Here is a 19,437-nt window from a genome sequence, read left to right as displayed (position 1 = left end):
TGCGGTCGGTGGGCGTTAGTTGAGTACGCGGCCCAACGTCCGGATTGCCGAGGTCAGTTCGGGTTCGGTGATGGTCAGGGGTGGGGCCAGGCGGATGGTGGAGCCGTGGGTGTCCTTGACCAGTACGCCTTCTGACATGAGGCGTTCGCTGATGGTGCGGCCGGTGCCCAGGGCGGGGTCGATGTCGACGCCGGCCCAGAGGCCGCGGGAGCGGAATGCGGTGACGCCCTTGCCGAGGAGGTCGCTGAGGCCGGAGTGCAGGACCTTGCCCAGGTCGGTGGCGCGGGACTGGTACTCGCCGGTGGCGAGGAGGCCGATCACCGCTGAGCCGACGGCCGCGGCGAGCGGGTTGCCGCCGAAGGTGGAGCCGTGTTGGCCCGGGCCGAGGACGGACATGACCTCGCGGCGGGCGACGACGGCGGAGACGGGGATGATGCCGCCGCCGAGGGCCTTGCCGAGGAGGACGACGTCGGGGCGGACGTGTTCGTGCTCGACGGCCAGGGTGGTGCCGGTGCGGCCGAGGCCGGACTGGATTTCGTCGGCGATGAAGAGGCAGTTGGCGCGGGTGGTCGCGGCGCGGACGCCGGCGAGGTAGCCGTCGTCGGGGATGAGGACGCCGGCCTCGCCCTGGATGGGTTCGATGAGGACGGCGGCGGTGGTGTCGTCGATGGCGGCTTCGAGGGCGGGCAGGTCGTTGTAGGGGACGGTGCGGAAGCCGGGGGTGTAGGGGCCGAAGCCGGCGCGGGCCTCTTCGTCGTCGGAGAAGCTGATGATGGTCGTGGTGCGGCCGTGGAAGTTGCCGCCGGCGACGACGATGGTGGCCTGGTCGGCGGGGACACCCTTGACCTCGTAGGCCCATTTGCGGGCGAGCTTGATACCGCTTTCGACGGCCTCGGCGCCGGTGTTCATGGGGAGGACCATGTCGAGGCCGGTGAGGTCGGCCAGCGCGGCGGCGAAGTCCCCGAGGCGGTCGTGGTGGAAGGCGCGGGAGGTGAGGGTGAGGGCGTCCAGCTGGCGGTGGGCGGCCTCGATGAGGACCGGGTGCCGGTGGCCGAAATTGAGCGCGGAGTAGCCGGCCAGCATGTCGAGGTAGCGGCGGCCCTCGACGTCCTCGACCCAGACGCCCTCGGCGCGGGAGATGACGACGGGGAGGGGGTGGTAGTTGTGGGCCAGGACCGGGGCCTCGGCCTTGATGAGGGAGGCGGAGGAACGGGCCGTGGCGGTGCGGTTTTCGGTGGGCGCGGTCGTCATGGGCGAAGCTCCTGGGTGCAGCACTTGATGCCGCCGCCGGCCTTGTGGAACTCGGAGAGGTCGACGGGGACGGGGACGTAGCCACGGGCGGTGAGCTGCTCGATGAGGTGCGTGGCCTGGGGTGCGATGAAGACGTGGCGGCCGTCGGAGACCGAGTTGAGACCAAAGGCCAGGGCGTCGTCGCGGGTGGCGAGGACGGCGTCGGGGAAGAGGTGGCGGAGCACCTCGCGGCTGCCGGGGGAGAAGGCTTCGGGGTAGTAGGCGATGGTTGCGTGGCCGCCTTCTTCGTCCCCGCCGGTCCCGCCGGTCCCGCCGGCCCCGGCGATGCTGTGGCCTTCGGCGGTGCCGGTCCCGGTGCCGGTCCCGGTGCCGGACCCGGTCGTGGTCGGGAGGCCGTCGTCGAGGACGAAGAGGGCGGTGTCCAGGTGGTAGAAGTACGGGTCGGTCAGCTGGAGGCTGATCACCGGACGGCCGAAGAACTCCTGGACCGCGGCGTGGGCGTCGCGGGTGGTGCGAAAGCCGGTGCCGGCGAGGAGGTAGCGGCCGACGGGGGCGAGATCGCCCTCGCCCTCGCAGGCCGACTCGGGCCGGTAGAGGTCGTAGCCGGCCGCCTTGAACCAGATCTCGTACTCCCGGGACTCCGGGCGGCGCTGCGGGGCGTGGAAGAGCGAGCCGAAGGCGCGACCGCCCACGACGACGGCGGAGTTGGCGGCGAACACCATGTCGGGGAGGCCGGCGACCGGCTGGATGGTCTCGACGGTGTGGCCGTGGTCGCGGTAGGCGCGGACCAGGTTCTCCCACTGCTGGAGGGCGAGGGCGGTGTCGACTTCGGCGTCTTCGCGCATCCAGGGGTTGATGGCGTACTCGACCGTGAAGTGCGTGGGCCGGCAGGCGAGATAGCGCCGCGGGCGGGCGGTGCGGCGCGCTTCCGTCAGGGGCGCGCCGCCGGGCTGGGTGATGGGCACAGAAAGGGCCTCCGCTTCCTGCTGTGACGGTCTGTCAGCGATCGTCACCTGGGGCATCCACGGTAGGGAGCGGCGGATTCCGGTCACAAGAAAGGAATGCTGCGAGGGTGCGCAGGAATGCTGCTTGTGTGGCGGCATCACCGCTGGTTTGCTGCGCCGCTCGGCGGCTGGGGACGGACCCGAGCGCGGGCGGCGGGGACGGCGGCCCGGTCGGTGGCTCGTCCCGTGGTCCGTTGCGAGGTCCGTTCCGCGGTCCGGTCGGTGGCCCGTCCCGCGGACCGGGCGTCGGTGGGCCCGGATGGTTCGGCCGGGTCGGAGGGGCGGCGGGCGCCGGCCTCGGGGCTGTCGGGGAGGAGGTGCGAGAGCACCATGTAGCTGATGGTCTTCCGGATGAACGGTTCCGTACGGATGCGTTCGAGGACCTCCTCGAAGTGCCCGACGTCGGTGGCGCGGACGTGCAGCAGGGCGTCGGCGCCGCCGGTGACGGTCATCGCGGCGGCGATCTCGGGGTGGTTGCGGACGACCTCGGCCAGTCGCCGGGGCGGGGCGGCGCTGTCGCAGTAGACCTCCACGTACGCCTCGGTGAGCCAGCCGAGGGCGGCGGGGCGGACGGTGGCGGAGAAACCGGTGATGACGTCGTTGTCGCGGAGGCGGTCGACCCGGCGTTTGACGGCGGTGGGGGAGAGGCCGATGGCCGAGCCGATCTCGGCGAAGCTGGCCCGGCCGTTCTCGATCAGCGCGGCGACGATCTTGCGGTCCAGCTCGTCGAACGGCGCGGACTTGGTGCTCATGGTGCGGCCCTTTCTTCCTCTCCCCCTGGGGCGTGTCTGCTCCGTCCCCCCGGGTCGTGGGAGTGCAGTCACGGTAACGGGGCCGGCGGAGGGTGGTTTGTTGGGCGACCCCCGCCCCACACAAACCCCTGGCGGAACGTCGCCGAAACGCGGCATCCAGGACGGCGGCCGGTGCCACGGCCGACCGTTCGATCACCGCATGCGATCCTGGTGCGTCATGTTTCCGCCGGGCGGACGGTGTGCGTACGGCGACACGGGGAGACGTCCGCCGACGGTGGCGGGCGGTTGGCGATACGAGTGGACATGCGGCGATACATGGGTGCATCGATGAGACTCTGCTTCCTGGTGGAGGAGCAGTACCGCCACGACGGCATGCCCCGGGACGTGATCGCCCAACTCCGCGCCTGGGGTCACCGGGTGGACGTCCTCTGGCCGGGCCGCTCGCTGATCCGGATGTCCGAGTTGTCCGGGGTGGTGGCCGATGGTCGGCATGACGCCTGGGTGCTCAAGACCGTTTCCGGCGGGCCGGGGCTGACCCTGCTGGAGGCCGCCGCGACCACCGGGCTGACCACGGTGAACGACGTACGGGCCATACGGGGCGTTCGGGACAAGGCACTTGCCGCGGTGATCGCACGGGCCGGCGGGCTGCCGGTGCCCATGACGTACGCGGCGGTGCGGGCCGAGGAGTTCGCGGAGCTGCCCGAGGCGGAGTTCCCGCTGGTGGTGAAGCCGGCCGACGGCAGTTCGGGGCGCGCGGTGCGGCTGGTGGAACGGCCCGAGCAGCTGACGTCCGGGGCGGTCGAGGCGCTGCCCGGCGGCGCGGCGGCGGGCGGTGGCACGGAGCCGGGCTGCGGCGCGGAGGCCGGCGGCGGCATGCTGATCGCGCAGCCCTACGTCCCCAACTCCGGGGTCGATCTGAAGGTCTACTGCGTCGCCGGCGACCTCTACGCGACCGAGCGCCGCTCCCCGCTGCATCCCGGGCAGCCCATGACGGAACGGCAGGTTCCGCTGCCGGCCGAGGTCGCCCGGATCGCCGCCGAGGTCGGCACGGTCTTCGGGCTCGACCTGTACGGGGTCGATGTGCTGCTGGGGCCGGAGGGGCCGGTGGTGGTCGACATCAACGACTTCCCGAGCTTCCGGAAGGTGCCGGACGCGGTCGCCCGGGTCTCCGCGGCGGTGCTGCGGCTGGCCCGTCACGGCAGCGACCACGCGCCGGCGCCGGCCCTGCCCCTCATCGGGCGCCAGGCCGGTCCGTGGGCGGCGGAGGCGGCCGAGGCGTTCGGGGGCGTGCGATGAGGGTCGGGGGCGTGCGATGAAGGTCGGGGTGATCAGCGCGGATTCCGGCCATCCGCTGCTGTCGGCGACGGCGGAGGTGCTGCGCGGGGGCGGCCACCGGGTGGCGTTCGTCGGCCCGGACGGCGCGCCCGTCCCGGAGCCTGGTCATCCGGGGGCCGAGGCCGCCCCCGGGCCGCTCGCCGACGTCTATCTGCTGAAGGCGCGGACGCCGGACGCGCTGGCCCTCGCCGCCAGGCTGGAGGAGCGGGGCGCTCCGGTCGTCAACTCCGCTGCGGCGACCGCCCGTTGCCAGGACCGCGTCACGATGGCCGAGCTGGCCCGCGCGGCCGGACTGCCGTTCGCGGAGACGGTGCGGACGGCGACGGTCGGCGCGCTGGCGGCCGCCGCGCCGGACCTCCGCTTCCCGCTCGTCCTCAAGAGCCGCCACAGCCGCCGGGGCGACCTCGTGGCGCGCGTCGACACCGCCGCCGAGCTGGCGGAACTGGCGGCCGCCTGGCGCGAGGAGCCGGTGATCGTCCAGGAGTTCACCGCCAACAGCGGCTGGGACCTCAAGCTGTGGTTCGTCGGCGGCCAGCCGTTCGCCGCCCGCCGCCGCTCCGAGCTGGCGCCCGGCGGCCGCGGCCCGAACCTGCCGCTGCCGCCCGCCGCCCTCCCCGCCGCCTGGATCGAGGGTGCGCTGCACGTCGGCGAGGTCTTCGGCCTGGAGGTGTACGGCGTGGATGTGCTGGACGCGGGTGCCGGTGCCCCGTTGATCGTCGACATCAACGCCTTCCCGGGCATCCGAGGCCAGGTGGGCGCCCCGGAGGCGCTGGCGGCACTGGCCCTGCGCCGGGCGGTGAGCGGCTCCGCATAACGCAGCAGCCTCGCGTATCGGGGTCCTTCCCGCCGAACTCAACCCGAAAGAGTGCCAGTTCGGCGTGGGCGCGACCGGACGAGCCTACGGCGGCGGCCGCCGGGGTAGTGCTGCGCCCGTCAAGGGGGTGCTTCGGCGCGCCCTCCTTCCGTGCACACCATTCGTACGGAGGGGCACCGGTATCGGGAGAGGCCACCAACGGTGACGCAGTCACAGTCGCAGACCACGCCGTCGCAGACCGCGGCACGGACCACGTCGTCGCGGACCGCGGTGCAGTGCACAGCGCCCAAGGGGCAGCCGTTCACCCTGCCGCACTTCTACCTGCCGCATCCGGCCCGCCTGAACCCGCACCTGGAGGCCGCGCGGGCGCACTCCAGGCGGTGGGCGCGGGAGATGAACATGCTGGAGGGTTCCGGCATCTGGGACCAGCGGGATCTCGACGCCCACGACTACGCCCTGCTGTGTGCCTACACCCACCCGGAGTGCTCGGCGGAGGCGCTCAACCTCGTCACCGACTGGTACGTCTGGGTCTTCTTCTTCGACGACCACTTCCTGGAGAGGTTCAAACGCACCCTGGACCGCGAGGGCGGCAAGGCGTACCTGGACCGGCTGCCGGCGTTCATGCCGAGGGATCTGAACACGCCCGTCCCGGAGCCGACCAACCAGGTCGAGGCGGGGCTGGCGGACCTGTGGGCGCGGACCGTGCCCGCGATGTCGCCGGACTGGCGCCGCCGGTTCGCCGAGAGCACCGAACACCTGCTGAACGAGTCCCTCTGGGAACTCTCCAACATCGACATCAACCGGATCCCGAACCCCGTCGAGTACATCGAGATGCGCCGGAAGGTGGGTGGCGCCCCCTGGTCCGCGGGGCTGGTGGAGTACGCGACCGGTGCCGAGGTCCCGGCGGCGGTCGCCGGCTCGCGGCCCCTGCGCGTCCTCAAGGACACCTTCGCCGACGGCGTCCACCTGCGGAACGACCTCTTCTCGTACCAGCGCGAGACCGAGGACGAGGGGGAGCTGAGCAATGGCGTCCTGGTGCTGGAGACGTTTCTGGACTGCACCACCCAGGAGGCCGCGGACACGGTCAACGACATGATCACCTCCCGGTTGCAGCAGTTCGAGGACACCGTCTTCACCGAACTGCCGGCGCTCTTCGCCGACCGGGGCCTGGACCCGGCCGGCTGCGCCGCCGTCCTCGCGTACGCCAAGGGCCTGCAGGACTGGCAGTCCGGCGGCCACGAGTGGCATCTGCGCTCCAGCCGCTACATGAACGGCGGCGGGGCGGGCGAGCCGGGCGGCACCGCGGCTTCCTGGTCGCCGCTGGTCTTCGGCGGGCTGGGCACCGAGGGGCTGGGCTCGCCGGCCGCCGGGGCGCTCGGCCCGGGCGGCCCGGCCGCCGGTCTGCCGGCCGCCCTCCGCACCGCCGCCGTCCAGCGGCTCCGCCGCCGCACCCACACCCCCCACCAGAAGGTCGGGCCCTCCCAACTCCCCGACTTCCACATGCCGTTCACCACCACCCTCAGCCCTCACCTGGAGACGTCCCGGCGCAATGTCGTCACCTGGGCGCACCGGACGGGGCTGCTGCGGCCGCAGCCCGGCGTGCCGCTCTCCGGCATCTGGGACGAGGACGCGCTGAACCGTTTCGACTTCGCCCTCTGCGCGGCCGGCCTGCACCCCGACGCCACCCCCGACGAGCTCGACCTCGACACTCAGTGGCTGACCTGGGGCACCTACGCCGACGACTACTACCCCGCGGTCTTCGGCCGGACCCGCGACGTCGCCGGCGCCACGGTCACCACCAAGCGGCTCTCCGCCCTGATGCCCGTCGAGGAGTCCGACCCCGCCCCCGCACCGGCCAACGCCCTCGAACGCGGCCTCGCCGACCTCTGGGGGCGCACCGCCGGGCCGCTGACCGTCGACGCGCGGCGCGCCTTCAAGGCCACCGTCGACGCGATGACGGCCAGCTGGCTCTGGGAGCTGGACAACATGGTGCTGCACCGCATCCCGGACCCGGTCGACTACATCGAGATGCGCCGGGCCACCTTCGGCTCCGACCTCACCATGAGCCTGTGCCGGCTCGGCCACGGCCGTCAGGTGCCGCCGGAGATCTACCGCAGCGGCCCGATGCGCTCCCTGGAGAACGCCGCCGCCGACTACGCCTGCCTGGTCAACGACGTCTTCTCGTACCAGAAGGAGATCGAGTACGAGGGCGAGGTCCACAACGGCATCCTGGTCGTCCAGAACTTCTTCGACTGCGACTACCCGAGCGCGCTGGCCATCGTGCACGACCTGATGACCTCCCGCATGCGCGAGTTCCAGCACGTCGCGGCCCATCAACTCCCGATCCTCTACGACGACTTCGCGCTCTCGGCCGAGGCCCGTGCCACCCTCGACGGCTACGTCCGGGAACTGGAGAACTGGCTCGCCGCCATCCTCACCTGGCACCGCGCATGCCGCCGCTACCGCACCGAGTACCTCCGCCACCGGCCCGGCACGCCCGGCTGGACCCTGGGCCCGAGCGGGTTGGGCACGTCGGCGGCACGGCTGGCGGGGGTGAGGGGGGTCGGCGCTGTCGGGTAGCGGGCCGCGGTCGGTGCGGCGAGTCCGGCGAGTCGGGGCCGGTGACGACCGATCCCGGATGCCGGATTGCTTCTAAAATGGGCGTGATGCGGGCGCTTTCGACACCGCCGGGACGCCGCCGGGGACACCGGTGGGCCGTCCGCTGCGGCGCCCGCCTTCGCGCGGCGGCGGCAGCGCCCCGGAGAGAACCGGACTGGCGATGTGATGACCTCGGAGAATGACCGGCCGGAGCGGCCGGGCGACGGGTCGGGCGAGGGACCGGGCCGGGCCTGCGACATCGCCAGCGCGGCCGCCGCCGAGCTGGACGGGCGCGGCGTGGTGATCTCCTGGACGCCGGCCGCCGAGCGGCTGCTGGGGTACCCGGCCGCGGAGGTTCTGGGACGTCCCGCCGTGGAGCTGCTGGCCGTGCCGGGGGACGCGGCGCGGGTCGCGGCGGTGGCGCGCTGGGCGGGGCACGGGTGGAGCGGGTCGGTGGCGGTCCGGCACCGGGACGGGCCCGCGATCCAGCTCGCGGTGCAGGTGTCGCCGGTGATCACCGCGGCGGCCGGCGGCACCTCCGGCGCCGAGCGGTGGTCGGTGATCGCGCTGGAGGAGTGGCGGGTCCCCGGCGGCGGGGTGAACCAGCTGATGCTGGAGCCGTTCCTGGCGCATGCCCCGGTCGGCCTGGCCGTGCTCGACACCGACCTGCGCTACGTCTGGGTGAACGCCGTACTGGAGCGCCTGATCCCGCTGGAGCGCCGGCTGGGCCGCACCGTGCACGAGGTGCTGCCGCGGCTGGAGGCCGAGGCGTTCGAGGAGCTGATGACGCGGGTGCTGGCGACCGGCAAGCCGGTGATGGACTACGAGTTCCGCAGCCCCACCTACGCCGACCCCACCCAGGAACGGGCCTACTCGGCGTCGTTCTTCCGGCTGGTCGGCCCGCACGGCGGCGGCGTGGGGATCTGGTACATGGTCATCGACGTCACCGAGCGCTGGCGGGCCCAGGAAGGACTGGCGCTGCTGAACGACGCCAGCGCCCGGATCGGCAGCACCCTCGACGTCACCCGGACCGCGCAGGAACTGGCCGACGTGGCGGTGCCGCCGCTGGCCGACTTCGTGGCGGTCGATCTGCTGGACTCCGTACTGCGCGGTGAGGAGCCCGTCCCCGGGCCGGTCGACAGCACCCCGACGATGCGGCGGGCCGGGCAGCGGTCGGTCCACGAGGGGTGCCCGGAGGCCGCGCTGGCGGTGGGCGAGGCGGTCCGGCGGGCGCCGTGGTCGGCGGTCGCGCGCTGTCTGCTCTCCGGCGAGTCGGTGGTGGAGCGGCTGCTGAGCGCCGACAGCACTTGGGTGGCCGAGGACCCCCGGCGGGCCGAGGTGGTGCGGAGGTTCGGGTACCGGTCGGTGATGGTGGCCCCGGTGCGGGCCCGCGGCATCACGCTCGGCGCGGCGACCTTCGTCCGGTCCCGGCGCCTGGGGCCCTTCGGGGCGGACGACGTACGGCTCGCGGAGGAGCTGGTCGCCCGCGCCGCGGTGTGCCTCGACAACGCGCGGCGCTTCACCCGCGAGCGCACCGCGGCCCGGCTGATGCAGCGCAACCTGCTGCCGCACGCGCTGGCCGGCGGGGCGGCACTGGACGTGGCGTCGTGGTACTTCCCGGCGGACGCGCCGAGCGGGGTGGGCGGCGACTGGTTCGATGTGATCCCGCTGTCCGGGGCGCGGGTGGCACTGGTCGTCGGGGACGTCGTCGGGCACGGCATCGACGCCGCGGCCACCATGGGCCGGCTGCGCACCGCGGTCCGCACCCTGGCCAATCTGGACCTGCCGCCGGACGAACTCCTGGCCCGCCTCGACGACTTGGTGATCGGACTGATGGAGACCCGCCGGGACGGCGGCGCGGGCGGCGAGGAGGGCGCGGCCGCCCCCTCCGCCGGGTTCATGGGCGCCACCTGCCTGTACGCGGTCTACGACCCGGTCAGCCGGGTCTGCACGATGGCCCGCGCCAGCCATCTGCCGCCCGCCGTGCTCGCCCCGGACGGCACCGCGCAGTTCCCGGACCTGCCCGCCGGGCCGCCGCTCGGCCTGGGCGCGCTGCCCTTCGAAGCGGTCGAACTGGAGCTGGCCGAGGGCAGTCTGCTGGCGCTCTACACCAACGGCCTGGTCGAGACGGCCGACCGGGACATCGGGGTGGGCATGGCCCGGCTGAGCAGCGCCCTCGCCGAGCCCGGCACGACGCTCCAGGAGATCGGCGGAAACGTCGTCTCGGCGCTGCTGACCGGCCCGCCGTCCGACGACGCCGCGCTGCTGCTGGCCCGGACGCACGCCCTGGACGCCAGCCAGGTCGCCTCCTGGGACCTGGCCACCGATCCGGCCGCGGTCGCCGGTGCCCGCAACCTCGTCGGGCGGCAGCTGTCGGTGTGGGGGCTGGAGGCGCTGCGGTTCACCACCGAGCTGGTCGTCAGCGAACTGGTCACCAACGCCATCCGGCACGGCAGCGGCCCGATCACCCTGCGGCTGATCCGCCAGGACGCCGCCCTGATCTGCGAGGTCTCCGACACCGGAAGCACCGCCCCGCATCTGCGGCACGCCCGCACCACGGACGAGGGCGGCCGCGGACTGCTGATCGTCGCCCAGCTCACCCGCCGCTGGGGCACCCGCTACACGGCCAACGGGAAGATCATCTGGGCAGAGCAGGGGCAGGGCGAAGGCGAGGGGGAGGGCCGCGGAGGGGGGCCGGGGGAGACGGAGACGGACGGGCCGGGTGTGCCGGCGGCGCCGGCGGTGCCGTCGGGGGCGGGCGCAGCTGCGGCGGGTTGATCTAGGCGGGCGCGCGGGCTGTTTCACGTGAAACAGCCACAACTCCCATGGAACGGCGAAGGTTTCACGTGAAACAGTGGCCAACCAGCAGTCAATTCGCCAACTCGCCGGAAAAGGCGGGTGTTTCACGTGAAACACCTCGTGGGGCTACGCCGTCGGCGGCGGTCTGGGCCTGCGGTTGAGGAACGCCGCACCCCGGCGACCATGAGCGACCGCCGCTCCACCCACCGTGACCTGCCTGTTTTGCCTGAATTTTCACACAATGCCCTTGTTGGGATGTGGGGTGAGTCGTAGGGTCGGTGGTGTCGCGGCTGGAACGTTCAGCCGGAACGGACCGCAGGGGACGCCCCGACGGGAACGCGCCGAATCGCCATACAGAGCACGGTCCGGGAAGGTCGCGGCGAAGCCCGATTCTCAGGAGGCGAAGATGACCTTCAAGGCATTCTTCCCCCGCAACCGCTCGTGCGGTGGTGGCGGTCACGGCCACGGCCACGGAGGCTGGGACTACGACGACGACTACGACTACGGACGCCGTTATGGACGCGGCTACGGACGCGGCGACTACGGATTCTTCGGATTCGGTGGACGCGGTGGCGGCCGTGGCTTCGGCTTCTTCAGGTAGTGACCACAGCGTTAGTGGCCACAGCGTTTAGTGGCCATAGCGCTTAGTGACCCCAGCGTTGTCGCGCCGGGCGGGCCCTTCATCGGGCTTGAACGGCAGCCGACGACCATTGGCGACCACTGACGATCAACTGACATGTGATTCGGGCCCACGGGCCTGATGAGCAGCCCGAGGCGGGCTCGCGAGTGTGACGTGAGCCGGCCTCGTGGGCTGCCGTCCCCGCTCTTTCGCGGCCCGCACCGCACGTGGCGACCATGGATCTGCGCAGAGAACGCCCGTATCCCGCCCCGGAATCCGCCGGGTCGGCACCCGAGCCGCACCCCCGACCGCAACCACCTCCGCAACCGCATCCACGACGGAACGCGGAAACGGAGACGGAATCGGAAACGGAGACGGAATCGGAGACGGAGAGGAAAGAACCGGCGCAGGGGCACGCGCCGGCACACGAACGGGCACCGGCACACGAACCGCCGCAGGCGCCCCACCCCCACGCTCACCCCCACCCCCAACTCCCCACCGACGCCCCCATCCTGACCCGCCACGTCGGGCCCGTGGAGGCGTTCCACCGCTTCTGGCCGCTGACCCGGGGCGACCGTCGCTGGATGCTGCTGGTGGGGGTGTTCGCCGTCATCGCGGCCCTCGCCGAAACGGTCACGATCCTGCTCTTCGCCCAACTCACCGACCAGGCCCTCGCCAAGGGCTCGGTCAGCGCCTTCTGGGACCCGGCCGGCACCTGGCTCGCCGTCGCGGTCACCGGCGCGGTGGTGGGCTACCTGGGCAGCTCCCTCGCGGCCTGGACCGCGGAACGCTTCCTGCTGCGCCTGCGGGCCCGCGTCTTCACCCACCTCCAGACGCTCCCGCCGCACTTCTTCCAGCGCAACCGCCGCGGCGACCTCGTGGAACGGCTGACCGGCGACGTCGACGCCATCGAACGCCTCGTCGTCAGCGGCCTGGTGAGCGCCTGCACGGCCCTGTTCAGCGTGCTCTTCTACGGCGCCGCCGCGCTCTTGCTGCGCTGGGAACTGGCGCTGGCCACCTTCGTCGCCGCCCCGATCTTCTACGCCGCGACCAGCCGCTTCACCGGCCGGCTGCGCGTGGTCTCCCGCCGGCTGCGGGCGGCCGACGGCGCCCTCACCTCCGTCGTCGAGGAGACGCTGGTCAACGTCGTCCTCACCCAGGCGTACAACCGCCAGCGCGACGAGGAGGCCCGCCTGGGCCAGGTAGCCCTCCGCTGGCTGCGCGCCTCCGTCGTCAGCGCCCGCCTCAACGCCCTCTACGTGCAGCTCGTCGAGGTGCTGGAGACCCTCTGCGTGCTGGCCATCATCGGCCTCGGCGCCTGGGAGATCTCGGCCGGCCGGATGACCCTCGGCCAGCTCCTCGCCTTCGCCGCCTTCATCGGCTACCTCTACCCGCCCATCCGCTCCCTGGGCCAGCTCGGACTGACCGCCACCGCGGCCACCGCCGCCGCCGACCGCCTGCTCGAGATCCTCGACGCCCGCCCCGCCGTCACCGACCCACCCCCCTCCCGCACCACGCCGTTCCCGCACCGCGCCCGCGGCGAACTCACCGTGCACGGCGTCACCTTCCGCTACCCCAACGCCGCGCCCGACCAGCACGCCCTGGCCGCGCTCTCCTTCACCGCGCACCCCGGCGCGTTCCTCGTCGTCACCGGCCCCAGCGGCGCCGGCAAGTCCACTCTCGCCGCCCTCCTGCTGCGCTTCTACGACCCGGACGCCGGCACCATCCGCCTCGACGGCATCCCGGTCGACCGCCTCTCCCTCGCCGACCTGCGCCGTAACATCACCCTGCTCCCGCAGCAGACCCTCGTCCTCCACGACACCATCGCGCAGAACATCGCCTGCGGCCGCGAGAACCCCGTCCCGACCCACCGCGAGGTCGTGCTGGCCGCCCAGGCCGCCGACGCCCACTCCTTCATCACCGCCCTTCCGGACGGCTACGAAACGGTCATCGCCCCCTCCACCGCCGCCCTCTCCGGCGGCCAGCTGCAACGGGTCGCCATCGCTCGCGCGATGCTCCGCGACGCCCCGGTCCTCATCCTCGACGAGCCGACCACCGGCCTCGACACCCTCGCCGCGCAGCGCATCCTCGGCCCCCTCCACCGCCTCGCCGCCGGCCGCACCACCCTCGTGATCACCCATGATCTCGATCTCGCCGCCACCGCCGACCACATCCTCGTCCTCGACGAGGGCCGCCTCGCCGAATCGGGCACCCACCCCGAACTCCTCGCCCGGGGCGGCTTGTACGCGGAACTGTTCGAGGGCGGACACAGCTGACGGTCACGGCCGGCGGGACCCGTGCAACGGGCTGTGTGCGGAGTGGGGCGCGGCGGCTACTCCTCGCCGTCCCCGAGGCCGACACTCCGGGCGAGCCGGGTGACGGCGTGCTCGAAGAACGCCTCGCGGGCCTCGACCACCCGGTTGAACTGGCCGAAGACCTCGAAACTCACCAGCCCGAAGAGCTCGGCCCAGGCCGCGACGGCCTCCGCCAGGACGGGCGTGGACAGCCGGACGTCGAGCCTCTTGCGGAGCCGCTCGACGTCGTCCAGGACCTCCTGCGGGGGCGGCGGCCCGGCCGGCGCCGGTGCCGGGGCGCCGCCGGCCGGACGCGCGTCCTGGACCACCCCGATCAGCGCGAGCCCGACGCGGGCCGCGGCGGCGGTGGTGTCCTGGGGCGCGGCATAGCCGGGAACGGGCGATCCGTAGATCAGTGCGTACTCGTGCGGATGCGCGAGCGCCCAGCCGCGGACCGCGCGGCAGACCGCCGTCCACCGGGCGACGGGCGCGGCACCGGCCTCGGCGAGGGCGCGCTCGGCCGCCTCGCCCACGGCGTCGTAGGCGTCGATGATCAACGCCGTGAGCAGCTCGTCGCGGCTGGGGAAGTACCGGTACAACGCGGAGGAGACCATCCCGAGTTCGCGGGCCACGGCCCGTAGCGACAGCTTGGCCGCCCCCTCGGTGGCGAGCTGACGGCGGGCTTCGTCCTTGATGGCCGCGGTGATTTCCCTGCGTGCGCGTTCCCGCGCTCCCTGGATGGCGCTCATACGCCCCAGTCTGCCAGCTGCGGAAGCACCGACCAATATCGAGAGCGCTGCTCTTGCTTTACCGGTCTGCCGCGTGCACACTGATCCGTATCGAGAGCACTGCTCACTCACCGTCGGAGGCTCCCCGTGAACGCCCACACGAGCAAGCACGCACCCACCGAGACGCATGTCATCAAGCCGGGCTGGGTGACCGTCCACGTGATGAACCGGCTCGTCGCCTGGTTCACCCGGCGCGGCATCAGCGTCTTCGGCTCCCAGGAGCTGGCGGTCCGCGGCCGCAAGAGCGGGGAGTGGCGCCGCACCCCGGTGAACCCGCTCACCGTGGACGGCCGGCAGTACCTCGTCGCGGCGCGCGGCCACGTCCAGTGGACCCACAACATGCGCGCCGCGGGCGGCGGCGAACTCCGGCTGGGGCGGACGGCGCAGGCGTTCACCGCCGTCGAGGTCCCGGACGCCGAGAAGCCCGCGCTGCTGCGCGCCTACCTCAAGCGCTGGAAGGCGGAGGTCGGCGCCTTCTTCGACGGGGTCGGCCCGGACTCCTCCGACGAGGTCCTGCTGCGCATCGCGCACAAGCACCCCGTCTTCCGCATCACCCTCACCTCCTGATGCCCCTCACCTCCTGACACCCCTCACCCTCTGGCGCCCCTCCCGCCACCGCTACGCAAACAGCCCCAGAACCCTGTCCAGCGACCAGTCCTGCCAGCACATGGTGAAGAGCCCGGTCGCGGAGATCAGCGCCATCATCAGGTTCTGTCCCTGCTCGCCCCAGTCGTGGATCATCAGTACCAGGTAGATGAGGTTGAGCAGCAGGCCCGCGGCCAGGGCGACGGGTGTGAGCAGCCCGGCCATCAGGCCGAGCCCGAGCGCCAGTTCCGCGTAGGCGACGACGTAGGCCATCAGCCGCGGGCGGGGCCGGACGATGCGGTCGAAGCCCTTCCGGACCGCGGGCCAGCGGTGTTCGGCCGCGATGCCTGCCGCCCAGGTGATGCCGCCGCCGGCGAACCAGCTCTTCTTGTCCTTGTGGCGCCAGCTCTCCAGCCACCACAGGCCGAGGCCGATACGAAGCACCGCGAGCCACTCGGCACCGTTGAGCCAGATCGTCCGCATGCGAACCGCCCCCTCTCGTTACGCGCCAGTCGGATCTGATGGCCCGTCAGTTCAGCGGAAGCCGACGGAGAGTGCAAGGGGGTCGAGTTTCCCGATGTCTCTTGTGGTTGCGAGGGTGAACTCCTACCCTCCGACCTGACGGACCGTCAGATCGGCAGATCGCTCCTCCGGAACCTCGCCCGGAATCCCGTCCGGATCTCATCCGGATCTCGTCAGGTCTCGTCAGAACGCAGCCCGACGCGACTCACCAGCACGGCAGTTGGGGGTAGAGCATGACCAGCGGCAATGGCGGCAATGGCGGCAATGGCGGCAACGGCGGAACGGCGGAGCTCCCGAGGATCATCAGCGTGGACGACCACGTGATCGAGCCGGCCCACCTCTTCGAGACCTGGCTCCCGCGGAAGTACCGCGACCGCGGCCCGAAGCCGCTCACCGCCGGCATCGGTGAACTGGCGTACGTCGGCGGGAAGTACCGCTTCACCACGGACCCCGAGGGCCAGATCACCGACTGGTGGGAGTACGAGGGCCAGCTCTTCCCGTACAAACGCATCATCGCGGCCGTCGGCTTCTCCCGCGACGAGATGACGCTCGACGGCATCACCCGGGATCAGATGCGGCGCGGCTGCTGGGATCCCAAGGCCCGCCTGGCGGACATGGACGTCAACCACGTCGAGGCGTCGCTGTGCTTCCCGACCTTCCCGCGGTTCTGCGGCCAGACCTTCGCCGAGGCCGACGACAAGGAGGTCGGGCTGGCCTGCGTCCGCGCCTACAACGACTGGATGGTGGAGGAGTGGTGCGGAGACAGCGGCGGCCGGCTGATCCCGCTGTGCCTGATCCCCCTGTGGGACATCGACCTCGCCGTGGCCGAGATCAGGCGCAATGCCGCGCGCGGCGTCCGGGCGGTCACCTTCAGCGAGATCCCCACCTACCTGGGCCTGCCGTCCATCCACTCCGGTTACTGGGACCCGTTCTTCGCGGCCTGCGAGGAGACCGGGACCGTGGTGAACATGCACATCGGATCGTCGTCGCAGATGCCGGCGGCCTCCCCGGACGCGCCGCCGGCCGTCCAGGCGTCGCTGAGCTTCAACAACGCGATGGCTTCGATGATGGACTTCCTCTTCAGCGGGGTACTGGTGAAGTTCCCCCGGCTGAAACTCGCCTACAGCGAGGGCCAGATGGGCTGGATCCCGTACGCCCTGGAGCGGGCCGACGACGTCTGGGAGGAGCACCGGGCGTGGGGCGGCGTGAAGGGCCTCATCCCCGAGCCGCCGTCGACGTACTACTACCGCCAGATCTTCTGCTGCTTCTTCCGGGACAAGCACGGGGTCGAGGCGATCGAGACGGTGGGCGTCGACAACGCGACCTTCGAGACCGACTACCCGCACGTCGATTCGACCTGGCCGCACACCAAGGACGTGGCCGCCGACCACGTCGGCCACCTCCCCGCCGACATCGCCTACAAACTGCTCCGCGGGAACGCCATCCGGATGCTGGACCTCCCCTTCGACCGCGACCGGACGGCTGTGTGAGGCGGATGACCGCGTGCGGCGGACGACCGGACGACGGCTTCACATCCGTCCGCGCCCGTCATCCGCATCCGTCATCCGTCACCCGCCATTCGTCATCCGTCATCCGTCATCCGTCCGCGGCGGGTATCTCCACCCCAGGCGGGACAGTTCCCGGGCCCGGGCCTCGATGACCGCCATACGGGCGGCGCGCTCGGCGGCTTCGAGGTGCGACGCCTGACCGGTCAGCTGCCCGGGCCACTTCCGGTAGAGGAGCCCCACCTCCGAGGTGAACCAGCCACGGCTGGTGGCGTTCAGCGCCAGCAGCAGCCCGGTGTCCTCGGAGGCCGGCAGGGCCATCCAGCCCCCCAGGGCCAGCAGCAGAGCACGCCGGACGAAGAGGGACGCGGGGTGGACCTGCGCATAGAAGTCGTGCGCCGCCCAGTGGTCCAGGATGGCGCCGCACTCGATCGGCCCGTCCTCCGGTTCCCCGCCGAAACCCACGGTGGAGCCGTCCGGCAGCAGGTCGAGGACGCGTGAGGTCGCCCAGCCGATGCCGGGGTCGCCTTCGAGGGCGGCCAGGTCGCGGGCGAGCGCACCGGGCGCCAACTGGTCGTCGGCGTCCAGGACTTTGACGTACTCGTCCGCCTCGCCCGCGGTCTGCGCGAGGGCGATGTTGCGCGCGACAGCCGGTCCGCCGGGCCGCCCCTGGCCGAACGTCACCCGCGGGTCGTCGTCCGGAAGGTACGGAGCGACCTCCGCGCTCCTGCCGTCCTCCTGGACGACCCAGTGCCACTCCCACCCGTCCGGCAACTCCTGCCGGCAGAGCGACGCGTACGCCTCCGGCAGGAATCGCGCGGAGGGGGCATGGACGGCCGTGACGACGAGGATGCGCCGGCGCACGGCTCACCACCTTTCCAGGGAAGTCGTGAACCGTAGCTCCGTGCGATCGCCGGGCAGGACGAGATCGGCGGCGTCCACGGCGCGGCCGTCGGTGTCGTAGGAGACCTTGCGGAGCACCAGCACGGACGTGCCGGGCGGCAGCTCCAGCTCCTCGGCCTCCTCGTGCGTCGGTGGACGGGCGGTGACCCGCTCCTCGACCCGGTCCAGCTCGATGCCGACGGAATGGAGCTGGCTCTGCGAGCCCCCGGGCCACGGCTCCTCGGCCGCGTCCAGCAGCTCGGGATTCCCCGCGATCAGCTCGCGGACGAGGTACGAGGTCACCAGGCTGAAGGGGGCGCTCTCGGCGGCGCACCGCGTCCGGTAGCGGCGTTCGAGGAGCACGGTGCCCTCGGGGACGCCGAACACCCCGGCGAGGTCCGCGTCGGCCGCGCACTCGCGGTAACGGGCGTGGAAGACGAGTTCCCCGGACTCCAGGCCGGTGTCGTGCTCGGTCGCCCCGGCCCGCGCCCGCTGCTCCCGGGGGGCGCGGGCCCGGTCCTTCTCCCACTGGTGGCGGAGGTTGCTGCGCCGGGCGAGGGTGCGCGGACGGCGCACGAAGGTGCCGATGCCGTGCCGCTCACCGGGCGCCGGGCGCCCCGCGCGGATGGCCGCGCGAAGCTCCTCCGCGATCCGCTCGTACGCCGCTGCCATCACCGCCCACCGCTTACCGCTTACCGTTCCGCGTTGCGCCACCGAACGCCCCGGCCCTACGGCGGGGCGGTCCGCGCCCTCACTACCGGCTCCCCACCCAGGCTACGACCTCAAGAGGACATGAGGACCTGAGGACGTGAGGATGTAGGGATGTGAGGAGGCGCTGCGACGCGTGAGACCGGCCAGGACACCGAGGAGGCCGCCATGCCCGAGCTGCCGGACGTCGAGGGATTCCGGAAGGTGCTGGAATCCTGCGTCAAGGGCAGGGTGATCCGCCGCATCGACGTGCGCGATGCGGGCGTGCTGCACGGGACGAGCGCCCGGCGGCTGCGCGACGCGCTGGAGGGCCGTCGCTTCGCCGCCCCGCAGCGGCACGGCAAATGGCTCCTCGCCCGCACCGCCGCCGACGGCCCCACCCTCCTGCTGCACTTCGGCATGACCGGACAACTGGTCTGCGCCCACCCCGACGACGAGATCGAGGCCCATGACCGCGTCCTGTTCACCGTGACCGGCGGCCGCCAGCTCCGGTTCCGCGACCGGCGCAAGCTCCAGGGCCTCTGGCTGGCCGACGACGAGGCCCAGGTCGAGCGGCTGCTGGACCGCCAGGGCCCCGACGCGATGACCGTGGAACGGAAGGAGTTCCAGGACGCGCTCTCGTCGCGCCGCGGCAGGATCAAGACCGCCCGCACCGACCAGTCGGTCCTGGCCGGACTCGGCAATCTGCTCGCCGACGAGATCCTGTGGCGCGCGCGGCTGCACCCCGCCACACGGGCCGGCGAGCTCACCGAGGCCGACCTGAGCGACCTCCGCACCCACATGCGCCGCACCCTGCGCTCGTCGGTGACCGCCGGCTGCGTCCCGCCCGCAACTCCTGGCTCACCGGCCGCCGCGCCGACCCCGACCCCCACTGCCCCCGCTGCGACGCCCCGCTGCGCCGCACCCGCATGTCCGGCCGTGGCACGGTCTGGTGCCCCCGATGCCAACCGGACGCGAACTGAGACCCGACCCCACACGGAC

At 72.4% G+C, this 19,437-nt stretch carries 14 protein-coding genes and 2 pseudogenes; 9 read left to right on the top strand and 7 right to left on the bottom strand.

What is annotated here, in order from left to right; translation table 11 throughout:
• Positions 1-15: 15 nt before the first annotated feature.
• The 3 genes and pseudogenes from rocD to B073_RS38960 form a co-directional block, all read right to left on the bottom strand.
• Positions 16-1,251, bottom strand: a complete 1,236-nt coding sequence (gene rocD / locus B073_RS0102835; RefSeq protein WP_018536577.1) for an ornithine--oxo-acid transaminase — start codon at positions 1,249-1,251, stop codon at positions 16-18.
• Positions 1,248-2,216, bottom strand: a complete 969-nt coding sequence (locus B073_RS0102830; protein WP_018536576.1) for a dimethylarginine dimethylaminohydrolase family protein — start codon at positions 2,214-2,216, stop codon at positions 1,248-1,250. Before B073_RS0102830 ends, rocD begins: the two co-directional genes overlap by 4 nt.
• Before the next feature lie 293 nt (positions 2,217-2,509).
• A pseudogene (locus B073_RS38960) lies at positions 2,510-3,007 on the bottom strand (Lrp/AsnC family transcriptional regulator); the annotation flags it as partial.
• 327 nt (positions 3,008-3,334) lie between these two features.
• Here B073_RS38960 and B073_RS0102820 point away from each other — a divergent pair.
• From B073_RS0102820 to B073_RS38955, 6 genes are all read left to right on the top strand, one after another.
• On the top strand, positions 3,335-4,303 hold the full coding sequence (locus B073_RS0102820; RefSeq protein ID WP_018536574.1) for an ATP-grasp domain-containing protein: 969 nt from the start codon (positions 3,335-3,337) through the stop codon (positions 4,301-4,303).
• A 16-nt stretch (positions 4,304-4,319) separates the two neighbouring features.
• Entirely contained in the window at positions 4,320-5,156 is an 837-nt protein-coding gene (locus B073_RS0102815; protein WP_018536573.1) for an ATP-grasp domain-containing protein, read from the top strand.
• Positions 5,157-5,426: 270 nt separating this feature from the next.
• Positions 5,427-7,736: a terpene synthase family protein gene (locus B073_RS0102810; RefSeq protein ID WP_037810776.1), complete on the top strand. Its 2,310-nt coding sequence runs from the start codon at positions 5,427-5,429 to the stop codon at positions 7,734-7,736.
• A 204-nt stretch (positions 7,737-7,940) separates the two neighbouring features.
• Positions 7,941-10,532 carry a SpoIIE family protein phosphatase gene (locus B073_RS0102805; RefSeq protein ID WP_018536571.1) on the top strand — a complete coding sequence of 864 codons (2,592 nt, stop codon included), beginning with the start codon at positions 7,941-7,943 and terminating at the stop codon, positions 10,530-10,532.
• 427 nt (positions 10,533-10,959) lie between these two features.
• Positions 10,960-11,154: a hypothetical protein gene (locus B073_RS47040; RefSeq protein WP_018536570.1), complete on the top strand. Its 195-nt coding sequence runs from the start codon at positions 10,960-10,962 to the stop codon at positions 11,152-11,154.
• A gap of 551 nt (positions 11,155-11,705) precedes the next feature.
• Complete coding sequence (locus B073_RS38955) at positions 11,706-13,448, top strand: ABC transporter ATP-binding protein (RefSeq protein ID WP_018536569.1); 1,743 nt, start codon at positions 11,706-11,708, stop codon at positions 13,446-13,448.
• Positions 13,449-13,504: 56 nt separating this feature from the next.
• Here B073_RS38955 and B073_RS0102790 read toward each other — a convergent pair whose 3' ends face one another.
• Entirely contained in the window at positions 13,505-14,215 is a 711-nt protein-coding gene (locus tag B073_RS0102790) for a TetR/AcrR family transcriptional regulator (RefSeq protein WP_018536568.1), read from the bottom strand.
• 201 nt (positions 14,216-14,416) lie between these two features.
• Between B073_RS0102790 and B073_RS0102785 the strand changes: the two genes are divergently transcribed.
• Positions 14,417-14,821, top strand: coding sequence for a nitroreductase family deazaflavin-dependent oxidoreductase (locus B073_RS0102785; RefSeq protein ID WP_051093902.1), 405 nt, complete (start codon positions 14,417-14,419; stop codon positions 14,819-14,821).
• 51 nt (positions 14,822-14,872) lie between these two features.
• Here the strand turns inward: B073_RS0102785 and B073_RS0102780 are convergent, their stop codons facing one another.
• Entirely contained in the window at positions 14,873-15,322 is a 450-nt protein-coding gene (locus tag B073_RS0102780) for a DoxX family membrane protein (RefSeq protein ID WP_018536566.1), read from the bottom strand.
• Positions 15,323-15,594: 272 nt separating this feature from the next.
• Here B073_RS0102780 and B073_RS0102775 point away from each other — a divergent pair, with 272 nt between their 5' ends.
• Positions 15,595-16,851 (top strand): amidohydrolase family protein, encoded by a 1,257-nt coding sequence (locus B073_RS0102775; RefSeq protein ID WP_018536565.1) that lies wholly within the window; start codon positions 15,595-15,597, stop codon positions 16,849-16,851.
• A gap of 99 nt (positions 16,852-16,950) precedes the next feature.
• Here the strand turns inward: B073_RS0102775 and B073_RS0102770 are convergent, their stop codons facing one another.
• Positions 16,951-17,730, bottom strand: a complete 780-nt coding sequence (locus tag B073_RS0102770; protein ID WP_018536564.1) for a glycosyltransferase family 2 protein — start codon at positions 17,728-17,730, stop codon at positions 16,951-16,953.
• Positions 17,731-17,733: 3 nt separating this feature from the next.
• On the bottom strand, positions 17,734-18,420 hold the full coding sequence (locus B073_RS0102765; RefSeq protein ID WP_018536563.1) for a UTRA domain-containing protein: 687 nt from the start codon (positions 18,418-18,420) through the stop codon (positions 17,734-17,736).
• A gap of 204 nt (positions 18,421-18,624) precedes the next feature.
• On the opposite strand from B073_RS0102765, the pseudogene B073_RS43530 reads away from it, so the two are divergent.
• Positions 18,625-19,418: pseudogene (locus B073_RS43530) on the top strand (Fpg/Nei family DNA glycosylase).
• The last annotated feature ends 19 nt before the right edge of the window (positions 19,419-19,437 follow it).

Source organism: Streptomyces sp. MspMP-M5, assembly GCF_000373585.1.
Classification (GTDB): Bacteria; Actinomycetota; Actinomycetes; order Streptomycetales; family Streptomycetaceae; genus Streptomyces.
Note: the sequence above shows the minus strand (reverse complement) of the source record. Positions and strands in the feature narration are given on the sequence as shown.

Excerpts from the sequence above, each read along its gene's own strand:
- B073_RS0102805 (WP_018536571.1), top strand. The coding sequence starts at position 7,941 with ATGACCTCGGAGAATGACCGGCCGGAGCGGCCGGGCGACGGGTCGGGC.
- rocD (WP_018536577.1), bottom strand. The coding sequence starts at position 1,251 with ATGACGACCGCGCCCACCGAAAACCGCACCGCCACGGCCCGTTCCTCC.
- B073_RS0102790 (WP_018536568.1), bottom strand. The coding sequence starts at position 14,215 with ATGAGCGCCATCCAGGGAGCGCGGGAACGCGCACGCAGGGAAATCACC.
- B073_RS0102785 (WP_051093902.1), top strand. The coding sequence starts at position 14,417 with ATGAACCGGCTCGTCGCCTGGTTCACCCGGCGCGGCATCAGCGTCTTC.
- B073_RS0102765 (WP_018536563.1), bottom strand. The coding sequence starts at position 18,420 with ATGGCAGCGGCGTACGAGCGGATCGCGGAGGAGCTTCGCGCGGCCATC.
- B073_RS0102775 (WP_018536565.1), top strand. The coding sequence starts at position 15,595 with ATGACCAGCGGCAATGGCGGCAATGGCGGCAATGGCGGCAACGGCGGA.
- B073_RS0102820 (WP_018536574.1), top strand. The coding sequence starts at position 3,335 with ATGAGACTCTGCTTCCTGGTGGAGGAGCAGTACCGCCACGACGGCATG.
- B073_RS0102815 (WP_018536573.1), top strand. The coding sequence starts at position 4,320 with ATGAAGGTCGGGGTGATCAGCGCGGATTCCGGCCATCCGCTGCTGTCG.
- B073_RS0102780 (WP_018536566.1), bottom strand. The coding sequence starts at position 15,322 with ATGCGGACGATCTGGCTCAACGGTGCCGAGTGGCTCGCGGTGCTTCGT.
- B073_RS47040 (WP_018536570.1), top strand. The coding sequence starts at position 10,960 with ATGACCTTCAAGGCATTCTTCCCCCGCAACCGCTCGTGCGGTGGTGGC.